The sequence below is a fragment of the Ignavibacterium sp. genome (genome assembly GCA_032027145.1).
Classification (GTDB): domain Bacteria; phylum Bacteroidota; class Ignavibacteria; order Ignavibacteriales; family Ignavibacteriaceae; genus IGN3.
Map to the genome: position 1 here is coordinate 3,329,477 of JAVSMP010000001.1, position 16,282 is coordinate 3,345,758.

Genomic DNA, 16,282 nt, shown 5'->3' on the forward strand with positions numbered 1-16,282 from the left:
CCGAAAGATGGTTTTGCAAAAATTTTTCAATAACAATGCCATTAAACCGATTTTTTACAGTTTTTTTTCACACAGAATTTCTACCAAAATATTACCAATTTTAGATTTTGATTTGAATTGTATCATTATCAAACAGCGACAAAAATTGCAGCACTATTAATTTTTTAATGAGATTACAGACTCCAAATTAAACTTCCAGAAATGGAATTAGAGCGATAACCTGTTCCAGATCTGAATGAACTACCCGTCAAAAATCTTGCTTGAAACATCAGTGATTTAATAATCAAATAATCAAACTCTGCATAAAATTCGGATAATAGATAATTATTTTCAGGAATTATTCCGCCCTTTCCGCCAATTGTAAATCGCACTTCTTCATCTTTATACAAACTCCAATCAGCCCAAAGAGAATGGGATTCGAAGTTTTTCGGACTCCAGTATAATGAAACAGTGTTATCAAAATCAAAATAGAAATATTCATAACCGGCACTAAGATCACTTTCAAACTCTTTCCCTAATCTTAACTGTAGTTGGTTACCTGAATTTTTATCAGAAAGATCAAAGTATTGAAACTTACCAGAGATAATTAATTTATTTCTGAATTTATATGAACCTATTACACCAAGATGATTTACACTTATCCGATTGTTGACCAGAAAAGGAGAGTAGAGAATAAATACTGCATCTGAATAATTTGCAAATGCTGTAAAATCAAATATATCTTTTTTACTGGCTGATAATTTGATTTCATATAAATCAGAGTTCTTATCATCAATAAATCTATTCTGTCCAATTGAAGCTGAACCTGAAATAAATCTATTGACTTTGAAGTACGCAATACCCTTAAACTGATTGAATCTTACATTAAAATCTTTAGAAGAAAGCGTACCTGCAGAACCCGAAAGACCAAGGCTTAAGAAGTTTGTAACTCCCAAATCGAAACCAAGACCAATATTTGAATATTTGAAGTTTGTATTATCATTGAAATATGCTGCTCTAGGAATTAATTGTATATAAGTAGGAAATTGAGCAAAAGAAAATTCTCCTGTACCATCAATCCAACCTAACCTGGTTCTTATAATATGAGAGTTTGGTGATTCTTTCAGCAGATCTTCATAAATAATTTTTGCTGTTTCTGTCTGGTGATTCTGCAAATAAGCATCACCCAGCAGCATTTTGGTTTCTACATCTCCAGGATTATTGGTATGTAGATCTATAAATTCCTTTAATGCTAAGCTTGAATCGCCTGACCATAAATACAACTTTGCAAGCTTTTTTCTGATTTCATAATCAGGCTTATTTTTTAAAAGCTCTTTATAAATCGATATTGCTTTGTCCTTCTGATTATTAAGGATATAAATATCTGCAAGTTCCATTTTAACATTTGAATTTGAATCAACAGAAGATAAGTAATCATTAAAAAGTTTAATTGCAGAATTATAATTTTTATCAGCAGCCAAAAATCTTGCTTCATCAAGTTTTGCAAATAATTTTTTCTCTTCAACATTCATTTGAATGATATAATAATCCTGCAGTAATTTTTTATACTCTCTTGAAGTGCTGTCAATTTTTGAAATTTCGTTAACAATCTCACTAAAACTATTAAAATCAGAATTTGTTAAATACACATTTGCCAATCCAATCATAGCCTCATAATTAAGCGGATCAACCATAAGTACTTTTTCATAAAGAGATTTTATTTTAATCGGGTCAGCATTTAACCAGTAATTTAACTTAGCTGCTAATAACAAGTACTCAACTTTGTTCTTTCCCTGTTTAATAAGAGATTCAACTTCGTCCAGTGCTTCACATAGATTATTCTGCCACATTAAAACCTGAGCTACATTAAACCTAACTTCATTATCTGAAGGATCAAGATTCAAATATCTTTTATATAATTTAATTGAATTATCATATTCTTGTTTATAAGAATAATATTTTGCAAGCTCTAATAATGCTGTTTTATTATCAGGATTCTTACTTAAAATATCCTCGTAGTATTTAACCTTATCCGAATAGTAAGAATTGCTCAGCATTAAAATTCTTTCAGACAGTTCAACATTCCTTTGCAGATTATTTGTATTTAAGGCTAAAACTTTAAACTGATCTTTAGCTTCTTCAAACCGATTTGCTTTAAGCAATTCTTCAGTCAGTTTATATCTTGTATCATAATCTTCAGGATTGCTTTTCAACAATCTATAATACTTATCTATTATATACTCTTTAGATTCCGGTGCAATACCATAATTATAACGTACAGTGGTATCGTTAATTGAATAGACATAAGCTTTGCCCTTAGCCATATCGAGCCCGTCAATAGCTTCTTTAAAGAAGGGCCTGATTTCAAGCGATTTGGTAAATGCATCAACAGCAGATTTATTTTTTCCTAACCACAATAAAAAATATCCATATCTAGAAAGTAACCTATGATCATCTTGATATTTTTCTGTGTAAATTTTGAGGATTTTTTCACCCTTAACTAATTGATTATTTTTTGCCAGAATCTCACTATACCTAATAATTTCATCTGCTGAAGCTGATTCTTTTTCCAGATACAGATCATACCAAACCTCAGCTTCACTCCAATTACCTAAATGTTTAAAACACTTTCCTATCTCAAGATAATTCTTTGCAGAGTTTGGGTCTATAGCTATTTCTCTTTTATGTCCCTCAATTTTATTATAAAGGATTTTATACCAATTGGAGATTGCCCTGTTAAGATTGGAATTAACTTCTTTATCATGAGGTTTTAGTTTTTTGGCAGTTCTAAAATCATAAACTGCATATTCAAAATTTCCTCGCTTTTCGTAACACACACCTCTGAGATTAAAACCTTCAGCAGAAGTGGGTACAGCTGAAACATACTTATTTAACTGATCAATAGCCTCACCGTAACGGCCATAATCCATTAATTGCAAAGCTTCAGATTTGAATTTTTCAGGATCCTGCGATTGAGGAAAGATAAAAGGACTAATTAAGAAAATTATTAAGAAAAACTGTGGAGAGTAAAATGATTTCATAACAGACTATCACTTTTATCCCTGGTTTAATTGAGTTCTGGCTGCCTCAAGATCAAATTCGTTAAAAATGTCCTCAACACTATTCATAAACTGGTTAATCTTCAAAACAAGATAAGATACATTTACGCTTGTTTCAACTTTTAGTGAACTGTGTACTTTATTAATAAACTCTTCAACAATACCGTTTTCGGATTTTGTTAACAGAATAAATATTTTTTCACCGATAACACATATCTTATTTTTTTTATCTGCGGTTATTTTAACAGCATTAAACAATTGTTCAAAATTGATTTTTACTTCTGCATTACTATACTGGTTTAATCTTAATGAAACAATCGTAAAAGGCTGACCGGTAGTTTTGTAAAGTGCAATCTGATTATTGACAATTAATTTGAAATCATTAACGGAATAAATATTAGGAATCAACAAATCCGAAATAGCATTTAATGAAGTTTTTGAAGGCTGAAGCTCAGTAATATCTAACAAGTTGTTTTCTTTTGTAGATTTTTTGGCAGATTTAAAATCTGTTGTTATTCCTTTATAAGGTTCGATAAAATAATTTGCTTTAAAGTAGCCTTCTGTATGTCCTATATTTGGAATGATTTCAATTATACCCGGTTGTTCTTCACCAGATTCTTTTGCTTTGTGAAGATGGATAATGCCGGTTGAATATGAATTAAGAATATCAAATATCATCTTGGAAGTTTGAGCAGCAGGTTCGCGTAAAATCAACAGACTTGTAATGCCTGCTTCTTCGATTGATTCAATTAAAGAGCCAAATGCTTCTTGCAAATTGTTAAGATTCTCAAACTCTACATACGGAGTTATCTCATCAAAAATAATCTTTTCGGGTTTATACTGATTTATAACTGATAACAAATCACTTAAATAATCATTCAGTAATTCATCTCTGGTTTTAAATTCTTCGGAATCTGATGGGTGAGCAACTCTTACAACTATTATGAGGTTTTGATTTATATAGTTTTCAAGATCAACATCAATTGAAGCAGCATGAATGATCAAATCTTTTGGACGTGAACTTGTAAAAAACAGACAAACTTCATTACTTTTTGCTGCTTCGATAGCGTATTGTAAACTTAATAGAGTCTTACCAGTTTTACGCTCCCCAACAAGCAAATAAGTCCCCCCATGATAAAATCCCCCCCATGCGTTATCGACAATAGGAATCCCCGAACGAAATAGTTGAACGCTTTTTTTCATGAATTAATTTTTTTTTTGTTGATTTTACCAATAATTATACCGTAAAAGCTTTTATTTAAGCTATAAATCAATAAAAACATTATTATTTTTTGGATTAAACAGAGACAAAAGTTTATTATGTATTATTATGCAACAACCTGATTTTTCAAAAATTTATTTGCATTTAGAATTATTTTTTATTCTGCTATACTAAAACATCCAAAAACAAATAGTGCAGTAGCATTACCTGCTATTGTTGGTTCATTAGTTACAAAATCTTTATAATCATCAAAATATTTAATCTGTTCAGAATTAAAAAAATTATAATCAGAGTTTCCTCTAAATATTTCTTTGGTTTTTAATACTGAATCTGGAGCTGGTCCAGCAGCTAACCCGCCAGGCAGGTATCCATTATTATAGAATGCAACTTGTGAATGAAGATGTTTTGAAAATTTTTTTCCAATGTTATATATAAATGAAACTCCCCACGCATTCCTACCAAGCACAAAATCCCGTTGATAAATATTTAATAAATCGAATTCTGTTGAATGAGTTAACTCTTTATATAAAATTGATTGAAGACTTATCCCTAACAGACAATTAGTAGTGCCCCAAGAAAAATCCAACCCAATATGAAAAGGATCTTTATCGGAGTTTTCTTTTGCCATCTTCAAGTTCTGATAAATATAATTTGCAAATTCTGGTTTATACTTTGCTATTTTGTAATGAGCCAAAGAATTAATCTGACTGACACTCCACCAAAAATCGGAGCCGGCAGATGTACCATATTTTACAGCATCATCAAGATAGTTTTTATCACCCGTCGTAATAAACAACTCAACAGCAGCTAAAGCAAGCTTACCATTAAAATCTATATCCGGATAATGATTGGAAAATAAAGAATCAAAATCAGGTACATTGTTTTTTAATTCATAAAATTTTCTTGCCAAATCCAAACATTTGGCTGAAAATTCCTGATCATAAAATTTTTCTTTCCAAATCCTGGCGGCAATAGCAAGTACAGCAGAATAATACCCAATTGAATTTTTACTTATGCTTACGAATGCAGGTCTGTTAAACTGTAATGAGTCGTTTTCAGGTAACCGCCAACCCACCGAATGATCTTTTTCGTCCTGCACCTGAATAACCAGTTTTTGATTATCTACATTAGCCCTGATTAACCAATCTAATCCAACTCTTGCTTCCTCAAGTATATCTGGAACGTTATTATTATCAAGATCAAAACCAAATTTTGTGTTATCAAATTCATAACTGAACAATAAAATGTATGATGTATAAGCAGTGGTTTTCAGAAATTTTATATAATCACCGGCATCATGCCATCCTCCAGTAAGATCTTTACCCACAGAATCTTTATATCCTATTAAATATGCTGCATCAGATAAATGACAAGGTTCATGTAGAATCGGATTTGTTGGTCCGCATCTTTGAACTTTAAAGAACAAGCTGAGTGAATCTCTAACATGATTAAATATTTTTTTATCTATTCTAAAATCAATTGATTCAATATTATTGATTTTAATTTTATATCTGCCGGGTTTTTTGATATCAGAAAAATTTATTTCAAAACAGTATTCAAAATTACCGAATGAATAAGTTGAAGAATCAATCATTCTTTTTAGAATTGTTTCCCCTGATGAAGTATCAAGAATAGAAAAATCCTTTTCAGTAAGATCAGTATTGGATAGAATCAAAGCGGTCTTAATATCCTCAGGTAAAAAACCTGTTTGACTTGTGTGTATGTAAATATCTTCTGTTTTAACTGTACCGCAGCTAGCAGTAATCAAAAGAGTAAAGACTAATTGAATAACACCTTTAATAAAATGACATATAAAATCTTTACTCTCTTTACAACAACAGATAAGCAAGATTATTTTTCTTCTTTTTCTTTAAAAGTTGTACCAAAAACTTTATCCCAAAATGGAGAACTTACACCATAACCTTTAGCAGGGTCCTGAAAATGATGCTTGATATGATGATGCTTTATTGCAAGCCAAAACTTATTATGCATATTAAAATGATGGACAGCATAATGAGTTAAATCATAAAAAAGATATCCTGTTAAAAATCCAGCAAAAAAAGGATGAACCGAAATGCTTCCTATTAAATAAAAAAACAAGAAGTAGAAAATAACAGCAAGCGGAATGCTGACAGATGGAGGCATCACTAATCTTTTAGAATCACTTGGATAGTCATGATGAACGCCGTGAAAAATAAAATGAATCCTTTCGCCAAGCTCGCCTTTTAGTTTGAGATGAAAAACAAATCTGTGCAGTAAGTATTCAGTTAAAGTCCAGACAACTATACCGAAGATGAAAATCCCTATAATATTACCAGCCGAAATACTATACTGAAAGATTGATAAATAAAGCATGTAAAGTATAACGGGTAAATATATTATAACCGGAACTGAAGGATGAACTTTTGACAGAGCTTCCATAAAATCACTTTTAAACATCCTTACAGTTTCATCTTTATTTGATACAAAATTTTTTGTCATAAAAACCTCTTCCAAAATTTCTTCTGCACAAATTTAATAATTCATAATAAAATTGAAAATCCATCTAATTTATTTATAACGATCATTGACTTATCTCACTAAAAACAATCTGCCGTTTCAGTTGTAAATAATATTCAAAGTCATAATATTCAATATTAAAATTTATAATTCCTTGATATCAGGAGGTAAAATGACCCAAGTTACTGAGCGTGAACAATGGGGTACAAAAATAGGATTGATTCTTGCAGTTGCCGGAAATGCAGTTGGTTTAGGTAACTTTTTAAGATTTCCTGTTCAAGCAGCTCAAAATGGCGGTGGTGCTTTTATGATTCCGTATTTTATATTTTTCATTCTGCTTGGCATTCCGTTAATGTGGATTGAATGGGGAATCGGTAGATATGGCGGGTCATACAAGCATGGCAGTGCACCCGGTATGTTTGATGTTTTATGGAAAAATAAACTTGCTAAATATTTTGGTGCTATTGGTCTTTTTATTTCAATTACCATTCTTATTTACTATACTTACATCGAATCATGGACGCTTGGTTTTAGCTTATTTTCAATATTAGGAATGTATTCCAACGAAACCAAGGAAACAATGGCAGGATTTTTATCAAGCTATCAGGGGATAACAACTTCAGAAACATTCAGTTCAATGTGGACAGCATATCTTTTAATGCTTTTAACTTTTTTCATAAATTTTTTCGTTTTATATAGAGGGATATCTAAAGGAATTGAAAAACTTGCCAAGATAGCTATGCCACTGCTTTTCATATTTGCAATTGTACTTGCGATTCGAATTATAACATTAGGTGCTCCTGATCCTGCTCATCCTGAAAATTCAGTGGCAAACGGATTCGGTTTTATATGGAATCCTGATTTTTCTGCGTTAGGAAATCCTAACATCTGGCTGGCGGCGGCTGGTCAGATATTTTTTACTTTATCGGTTGGGATGGGTACCATTCAAGCTTATGCAAGCTACTTAAAGAAAGATGATGATATTGTTTTATCCGGATTAACAACTTCTTCTACAAATGAATTTGCAGAAGTGATTCTTGGTGCCTCAATTGCAATTCCAGTTGCAGTAGCTTTTTTTGGACTTGATGCTACAAAAGAAATCGCTAAAGGCGGAGCATTTAACCTCGGGTTTGTTTCTATGCCCACAATTTTTGGAAGCAGTGCATTTCCACAAGGTAGCATTTTTGGATTTATGTGGTTTCTGCTTTTATTCTTTGCAGGAATAACATCTTCAGTTGCAATGGGTCAGCCGGTTGTTGCTTTTCTCGAAGAAGAACTTGGGATGAACAGAAAAAAAGCTGTAGTGTTTTTAGCAATCGGTGTTTTAATTGCTGTTCAGTTTGTAGTGTTCTTTCTTAAATATGGTTTTTTAGATGAAATGGATTACTGGGCAGGCACTTTTGGACTTGTTGTTTTTGCTTTGGTTGAAACTATACTTTTTATGTGGGTATTTGGTGCAGATAAAGCCTGGAAAGAAATGAATTATGGCGGTGATATTAAAATACCATTTTTCTTTTATTACATTATGAAATATATAACCCCTGTTATATTAATGATATTAATGATTTGGTGGTTTATCGAAAGTGCTTTACCCACACTTTTACTTAAAAATGTCAAACCTGAAAATATTCCTTATATCTGGGGTTCAAGATTGTTAATGGTGTCGATCGCCTTGATATTCTTATGGATGGTTAAAAAAGCCTGGGATAATAATCATAAGGAGGTAAAATAATGGGTTTAACAACTGCCGGTTACATTTTCTTAATAACAGCCTGGTTAATAATAATTACTTTAGTTACATATACTTTTTATAAAGTATTTAAAGGTCAAAAGAAAAAACAGTGAACTTGTTTTAAATAAAATATCCGGATTGTTAGTCCAATTACTACAATCCGGACAAATATCACTAGTATTGTTCACTGATATTATATTATCTGATTAATACCATTTTCTTTGTTTGAATAAAAGCTCCGTCATTGTTATTTGCGGAGTAAATCTTAAGCTGATAAAAGTAAACCCCGCTGACCAAATTATTTGCATTAAATTCAACTTCATAATTCCCTGCTGGTTTTTCTTCATTAACCAGTGTTGAAATCTCATTCCCCAGAATATCATATACTTTTAATGTTACCAAACACTTTTCTATTTTGCTCTGAATGACTTCGGGAATTGAGTATTTTATTTTAGTGGATGGATTGAATGGATTTGGATAATTCTGTTCAAGTGAAAATACATTTGGTACATTTACATCTATTTTTATTTCTTGTGAATATGCAAATGAACCATCGTAATCAATCTGTTTCAATCTGTAATCAAGAGTAAAACTTGGATTGTTTATATGCGATAGATCATCTTTAAATGAATAGAATTTTGGTTCAGTAGTAGTTCCGGACCCGGGAACGAATCCTACTTTCTTCCAATCATTCATTTTTTCAATATTGCCATGCTGCAATCTTTCAATCTCATAGCCTTTGTTATTTAATTCAGTAGCAGTTCTCCAGTTAAGAGTCACCACTGAATTATTTATATCTGCTGAAAAAGAAATCAATTCTACCGGCACGTTATTAGAAATTTCAAAACTATAAAAACCCGCCGGTGCAGTTAATGGTTTGGTTACAGTTCTTCCACTAAATGAAGAAGCTGAGATGTAATAATAAACTTCAATTCCATCTATCTGAGCAGGAATATAAGCTTTAAATGTATCACTATTTGTTTCGTTCATTGATAATTGAGTAAAACCAGAAGTTGTATCAGTCGTCCAGTAAACAAAAGCATCTTCTATTCCAGATTTGGTTTTGATGTATGCCTTTATTTCTATTGAATCAGATGAAACTATAATACCACTTAACTTTGGATGTGAAATATAAACTGGTTCTGTTACTCCGATCTCTTTTGTAATGCAATGAATTGTTCCGAGTGCAGGAATAATAGAATTAGAATTTATTCCAACTATTCTATAACCAGGCATTGCCTCTCTATATATTCTTAATGCTGTTGTATCATACTGTAACTCATAAGTTGGAACAATTACTGTTTTGTTTATAATTAGTGAATTTGTATAAGTTCTGTAATTTGCAGAAGGTGGATATTGACCGTTTTCGGGAGGCATTGGAATACGGACAACTTTAAAGGGTCTTCCATAGCAGGTTAAAAAATTATTTAACACATACTGAAGATTTGCCTCTATCTGCGGACCATCTGCAACACCGGGTGGATACTGACCAACAAGTAATGTTTCTTCATCAAGTAATTTCATATGCATATCTATATGATGGATCTGATCATAAGGAAGTGTTTCCATTTTAATATATCTGTCCAGCCCCATAAACTTATTCATTATAAGATTGATTTGTGCTTCGGTTTTCCCAGAGTTTTCATTTAAAATAAGTTTTGAAGAAAAACCAGTACCATGTCCATCAGTCATAAAATTTCCGCCAGAAGCAATCAGATCATAAGGAGGTGTTGTTGTTTGATAGATCGGAAGTCCAGTATAGTTAGCAAAGAATACCGGAATTACATCATCGAGAGGTCGTGGTCTGTTATAAATCCAATCAATAATTTTTAATGTATCAGAAACTCCTGAATATACACTCCATGGACCATAATCTCTGACCCAAATGGAATTGAATGAAGTGATAAGAAATTTAAGATTAACTAAAGGTACCCCTCCGGCAGAAAGATAATTTTTAACACTATTGGAATCACTGCAAACTATATATACTAATCCTTCTTCTTGAGCATAATCCACTATCTGCCTTAGTATCGAAGTATAAGATGTCCAGGTAATTAATATACCCTGCAGTTCTTCCCATTCAGCCATAGTTCTTACAGGTGTTGGCGGCGGTTCAGAAAATTCCGGAAATAATAAAGGCTGGTAATTTTGCCATAACTGTTTTTCTTCTTCTGTCATCTGATGAGGAAGATCCTGTGCAAAATAAATTTGCGTTACAAGGATAAAGAAAAACAGGATTCTATAAATAGTTTTCAAAATTCATCCTATTTCTGATTGAAAAATATTTGATTATATCTTTTCTTTTTAAAGTGAACTCATCCTAAGTCAAACTCTTAAAAAGAGAAAGGATTTCTCTCCTTCTCTTCTTACGGGAAGTGGCAGGGAGATGAATCCTGTATTTAATGAATCTCTTTATATGGCTAAAGCCAATCTCTGATTATTTTTCATTTCCAAGTTGCAAGGTAAGGGATAATATTTTATCTCAGCAAAATCATTTTGCGCACTTGAACTAATTCACCTGCATTTAATTGATAAAAATAAACTCCACTTGAGAGATTAGTTGGAGACCACTCAACTTCATAAGTACCTGCGGATTTGTATTCATCAACCAATGCTGCAATTTCATTTCCTAGAACATCATACACTTTAAGTGTAACGTATTGAGTACTGTTTATTGCATACTGTATTCTGGTTGATGGATTAAATGGATTTGGATAGTTTTGAAAAAGCTGAAATGATTCAGGTATCGAAGTTAATTTATCAGAGACACTTACGGGTGATTCAAAAAAAGAAATTACCTTGCTTAAAAACAAATCTCGTTTAGCTTCGGGATAAATAGTTTCAAAAGGGAAACCCATAAAAACTACTTTAGCATTTTCAGAACCACCGGGGAATATACCTGCGAAGTTAACAGCAGCGAATTGACTTGTTAGATTAGAATATTGCAGACAGTTTACTCCGCCATTTACTCCTTTAACTACATCAGGATACTGAACATTTATAGTTCCCTGTGTTCCGTTATCAAAATTAATCACACCAATGCCATCAAATATTCCGGATGATACAGGTTCTGCTTGATAATATGTTCCGGAAATATTATTTGGTGCATCATATACATACTGGCTTTTTAAATAATTGTGAATAAAATCTTTATCGCTTGAAGAACCTTTATTATCCAAATCCCATGCAATCTCTGCTCCTGATACAAAAAGGTTGCCTCCGTTTTTCAGAAAATTTTTTACAATCTGCTGTTCAGTATTGCTAAATGTTTCATCTGCAGTGCTTTCATCACCAAGAATATAATCTACAATTGAATAATCCTGAAGCGATACTAACCCTTGAATAACTGCATCATTTGTTGCAGAACAAAATGAATAACCATTTTGTTTAAAAGATTTTCCATGCTGACGAATAAAATTGTAAGTGTTTCCTGAAGAAGCGCGATCAAAACCATTGATAATTAGAACCTGAGAATTAGATTCTGAAGTAATACCCCCTAAAACTTCAGATGGAATAGAATAACCGTCAGAATTCTGAGCCCTTAATCGGAAAAAGAATATGCTATCCATTGACAAACCGCTTACAATTATACTGTCAGTAAATGCAGAAGTAGAATCATTAAAAGTTAATCCATCATTTCCATAGAATGCTTTGTAAGTTATACCCGGAGTTGGTAAAACAAAAATCTTTAAGCTTGAAGGTGAGTTCCAAATTATTCCAAATGTTTTAGGCGGAGGCGGAGCATTACCGGAAAGAGTATAATATGGTTTTAAAATTGTTCCTTCATCACTGACAAGACTGCACAAATTAGCATTAGCTAAAAGCTGTGCAAAAGTAGTGGGGCTGCCATCAACAATAACTGAATCCAAAACTAAACGGATACCATGGCTATAATCAGCATAAGTTTCACTATGTCCGTTGTAAACAGGCTGGATTGGAGAACCATTCAACTGATGCCAGCCATAAATTACAACAGGCTTTGGGACGTTTGGTCTTAAATTTTGGTAAATGCTGTTCGATATTATTACATCTTTCTTTGTTCCACCCACTAAGCTTCCAAGCGGATATTGCGGGATAACAGGAAATCTTATTGATTTAACAGAATCATTATGCTGTGAAAAAACCGGAACAGTTGTCATTGCACCGGTTGGAGGAATTGGCTGCGGTCTCAATTTTAATGTTGATGAAGTATAAATCTGATCAACCATTTTTTTTGTCGGAAGTGTACAATTAAGATAATTGCATATCCTTTGAGCAAGCAGCGGCGTCATCGGACATAAAAAATAATCTGAGTCAGATCCAACTGCAAGATACTCGGGAATAGCAAAATATTTTACTGAATGATTATTGCCGCCAATATTTACATTAGCTGTGATTGAATTTAATTGTCTCATAAACTCAGGAATGTTTCCGGTTGTAATTTGAGAGTATATCTGTTCTTCTCTATCCTCTAAAGACATACTCCAGATTAAATTTACAAAGGAAGAGCCAGACATCGCATTTGGTGATCTTGGGGGAACCGGTAATGTTTGAGTAAATGAATTAAATGAGACTAATACAGAAAACGTTATACAATAAATTATCTTCATTTCATCCCTTAAATTTGTTTGAGAAAATTTATCTTTTGTTTTGATAAAATTACCAATTATAATCCTTTAAACCGAGTCTCACTCTGTAAACCTTGTCTGTAGCTAAATATGTTACTTAAATAAATTTCGGATCATAACTACAGGAATTTCTACATTCGTTTTCCAAGCCTGCAACTTCATTTGATTAAACTCAAAAAGTTTTTAAAGTAATATCTGGTAGAATAAATCAATATTCTGTCCAACTGTGAATTGATAATAATACATAAAAAGATACAGGTGTTTGAGTGGAAAATGTTTTTGTAACGCTCAAAACATCAAATGAAAAGTAATTGTAAGTTTTGTTTGTCCGTTTGAATTTGGAATTGTTGTGATAATGAAAAGTTAACAACTGTTGGAGATAACATTAAATATTTTATTCTGTTTTCTTAAAAATAATATTCATGCTTACTAAGCAAAAACATAAAGTAAGTTAACTGCTAAGATTTCTTTGTCTGATTATTTCAAAAAGCAATATTCCCGCTGCAACTGAAACATTTAATGACTGAATTTTCCCCTTCATCGGGATACGGACAAGATGATCACAGTTATCGGCAGTAAGCTTTCTGATTCCCTTTTCTTCATTACCCACTATCAATGCAATCGGAGTTTTGTAATCAACTGTTGTATAATCTTTAGCACCTTCGAGATATGAGCCAACAATCCAGAAACCATTTTTTTTGAGTTCGGTAATTGCCTGAGATAAGTTATTAACCTGAGCTATTTTAATATACTCACTTGCACCGGCAGATGTTTTTGCAACTGTTTCATTAATAGGTGCTGAATTGTGTTTGGTAACAATAACTCCATCAACGCCGCTGCATTCCGCACTGCGTAAAATTGCGCCAACATTATGTGTATCCTGAATTGAATCAAGTATTAGAAGAAGAGCTTCACTTTCTTTCGATTTTGAAATTTTGATAATTTCATCAAGTGAATAAAACTTAAACGAGGATTTAACAGCAGCAACACCCTGAGCGATTTTATCTTTGGTAATAAGTTTAAACTTATCAGAAGGAATCTGATTTATTTTTATTCCTTTTTTTTTAGCAGCAATACGAATTGCATCAATTATTCCCCCCTGCTGACCAAACAGAATATAAACCTGAGAAATATCTTCATCAGAATTTAATGCTTCTAGAACAGGTTTTCTTCCGATTATTATGTTCATAAAATATTCAGGAATTCTTAATTATAGCGTTAAGCAAAACTGAGGTACTGTATATCAAACTATTAATTTTAATTTCTCTACACTACTAATACTAAACAGTTCTTCACTTAAGTTTTGCATAAAGTGTATTGAATTCGCTTAGAGCAATTATCTCTTCAACACCAGATGACATATCCTTAAGCTTCAGTAATTCTTTTTTATATTCATCGCCGCCGACAAATAATACATACTTTGTATTCATTTTATTTGCTTCACGCATTTGTGCTTTTACGCTTCGATTCAGATAATCATAATCGCAGCTAATATTCTGTGTTCTCAAAACAGAAGCAAATTCAGCGATCTTATCTTCCAGTCCAGAATCAACTCTTATCAAATATACATCAATTGATTGATCGGGAATATTAAGTGATTTTTCATTTTCACAAGCAAGAAGAATTCTTTCTATCCCGGCAGCAAATCCAGTTGCCGGAGCTGCTTTACCTCCAAGTGTTTCAATCAGCAGATCATATCTTCCACCGCCGCATAATGCTGTTTGTGCTCCAACACTTCCGCTGTCAATTTCAAAAGTCAGTTTTGTATAATAATCCAACCCTCTGACAAGTGCGGTATCAATCTGAAAAGGAATTCCGGCTTTTGATAACTGGTTTTTTACCACTTCAAAATCTTGCTTACTCTCATCATCAAGATGTTCAATTAACTTAGGTGCATCTTTTATAATATTTTGATCTGATTCGATTTTACTATCAAATATCCTTAAGATATTAGTATCAAATCTTCTTCTGCTGTCTTCGGATAGCAAACTCTTTTTATCTTCAAGATAATTTTTAAGCAGCTTTTTATAAGTTTCTCTTGTTTCAGGTGTGCCTAAAGAATTTATTTTAACAGTAAGATTATTTAATCCGAGTGATTTAAGAATTCCATACGCTAATTGAATCATTTCAGTATCCAGCAAAGGAGACCTGCTGCCGATTGCTTCTGCACCAAACTGATTAAATTGTCTTAGTCTGCCTGCCTGCGGTCTTTCCTGTCTGAACATCGGTGAGATGTAAAACAATTTTGTGAGCGGCTGTTGTGCCCCAAGTGAATGCTCAATATAAGAGCGTACAACTGGTGCTGTCATTTCAGGTTTTAATGTTAAGCTTGTTTCACTTCTATCTTTAAAAGTGTACATCTCTTTTCCTACAATATCAGTCTCCTCACCTATTCCACGAATAAACAAAGCTGTTTCTTCAAAGACCGGAGTACGAATTTCCTTGTAATTAAAAAGACGAAAAGTTTCTCTTAATAGTTCTTCAAGATACTGCCATTTTGCAATATCAGCCGGCAGAATATCTTTTGTCCCTGTTATTGATTTAATCATTTATCAGTTGGATTTATTTTCACACTGAGCAATGTCGAAGTGTGACAGAGTAATAATTAATTAAGGCAGGTTATCCTTCGACCGGCTCAGGATAACAATTATTAAAGTTCAAGAAAATGTTCTTCTTCTTCAGAAAACAATTTAATTATATCTTCCTTAGTATCTGCTTCAAGCAATCGGTGTCTGAAATCATCTTTATTCATTAATCTGGATATTCTGCTCAGAAGCTTAATATGCGTGCTTATCAAATTATCCTTGCCTACTAATAAAAAAATTAATTGTACCGGATTTCCATCAAGGGAATCATAATCAATTCCTTCATTAATTTTTCCAAAGGCACCTATTATATCTTTTACTGCATTTGTTTTCCCATGCGGAATCGCGAATCCTTTTCCAACCCCGGTGGACATAATTTTTTCACGATCCAGAACTGCAGCTCTTACTTTCTCAATATCTTCAACTTTACTATCATTTTTAAACAGATCAATCAATTCATTAATCACATCTTCTTTTGATACGCCTTTTACATCAGGAACAACAAACTCCGGTTTTAGCAGATCACTTACTTTCATATTAGCTCAAATAAGAAATTAAAAATTATATGAATTTACTTGAGTAAATTTAACGATGGATGG

10 protein-coding genes are annotated in these 16,282 nt (G+C 32.5%); 1 reads left to right on the forward strand and 9 read right to left on the reverse strand.

Translation table 11 applies throughout. The features are described from left to right. Positions 1-173: 173 nt before the first annotated feature. From ROY99_13950 to ROY99_13965, 4 genes are all read right to left on the reverse strand, one after another. Complete coding sequence (locus ROY99_13950) at positions 174-3,020, reverse strand: tetratricopeptide repeat protein (GenBank protein MDT3697481.1); 2,847 nt, start codon at positions 3,018-3,020, stop codon at positions 174-176. 15 nt (positions 3,021-3,035) lie between these two features. Continuing rightward, positions 3,036-4,241 (reverse strand): ATPase domain-containing protein, encoded by a 1,206-nt coding sequence (locus ROY99_13955; protein MDT3697482.1) that lies wholly within the window; start codon positions 4,239-4,241, stop codon positions 3,036-3,038. A 176-nt stretch (positions 4,242-4,417) separates the two neighbouring features. Continuing rightward, entirely contained in the window at positions 4,418-6,109 is a 1,692-nt protein-coding gene (locus ROY99_13960) for a glycoside hydrolase family 9 protein (protein ID MDT3697483.1), read from the reverse strand. A gap of 2 nt (positions 6,110-6,111) precedes the next feature. Further along, entirely contained in the window at positions 6,112-6,741 is a 630-nt protein-coding gene (locus tag ROY99_13965) for a sterol desaturase family protein (protein ID MDT3697484.1), read from the reverse strand. 190 nt (positions 6,742-6,931) lie between these two features. Here ROY99_13965 and ROY99_13970 point away from each other — a divergent pair, with 190 nt between their 5' ends. After that, the gene (locus ROY99_13970) at positions 6,932-8,491 is read left to right on the forward strand and encodes a sodium-dependent transporter (protein ID MDT3697485.1); all 1,560 of its coding nucleotides are present in this window, start codon (positions 6,932-6,934) and stop codon (positions 8,489-8,491) included. Between the two features lie 198 nt (positions 8,492-8,689). On the opposite strand, the gene ROY99_13975 is transcribed toward ROY99_13970, so the two are convergent. From ROY99_13975 to ROY99_13995, 5 genes are all read right to left on the reverse strand, one after another. Beyond that, a complete protein-coding gene (locus tag ROY99_13975; GenBank protein ID MDT3697486.1) occupies positions 8,690-10,747 on the reverse strand; it encodes an agmatine deiminase family protein in 2,058 nt (685 codons plus the stop codon). 221 nt (positions 10,748-10,968) lie between these two features. Further along, positions 10,969-13,080 carry a T9SS type A sorting domain-containing protein gene (locus ROY99_13980; protein ID MDT3697487.1) on the reverse strand — a complete coding sequence of 704 codons (2,112 nt, stop codon included), beginning with the start codon at positions 13,078-13,080 and terminating at the stop codon, positions 10,969-10,971. A gap of 469 nt (positions 13,081-13,549) precedes the next feature. Further along, the gene (gene rlmB, locus ROY99_13985; GenBank protein ID MDT3697488.1) at positions 13,550-14,287 is read right to left on the reverse strand and encodes a 23S rRNA (guanosine(2251)-2'-O)-methyltransferase RlmB; all 738 of its coding nucleotides are present in this window, start codon (positions 14,285-14,287) and stop codon (positions 13,550-13,552) included. Between the two features lie 103 nt (positions 14,288-14,390). After that, entirely contained in the window at positions 14,391-15,647 is a 1,257-nt protein-coding gene (hisS, locus tag ROY99_13990) for a histidine--tRNA ligase (GenBank protein MDT3697489.1), read from the reverse strand. Positions 15,648-15,748: 101 nt separating this feature from the next. Further along, positions 15,749-16,219 (reverse strand): PTS sugar transporter subunit IIA, encoded by a 471-nt coding sequence (locus ROY99_13995; protein ID MDT3697490.1) that lies wholly within the window; start codon positions 16,217-16,219, stop codon positions 15,749-15,751. Positions 16,220-16,282: the final 63 nt, after the last annotated feature.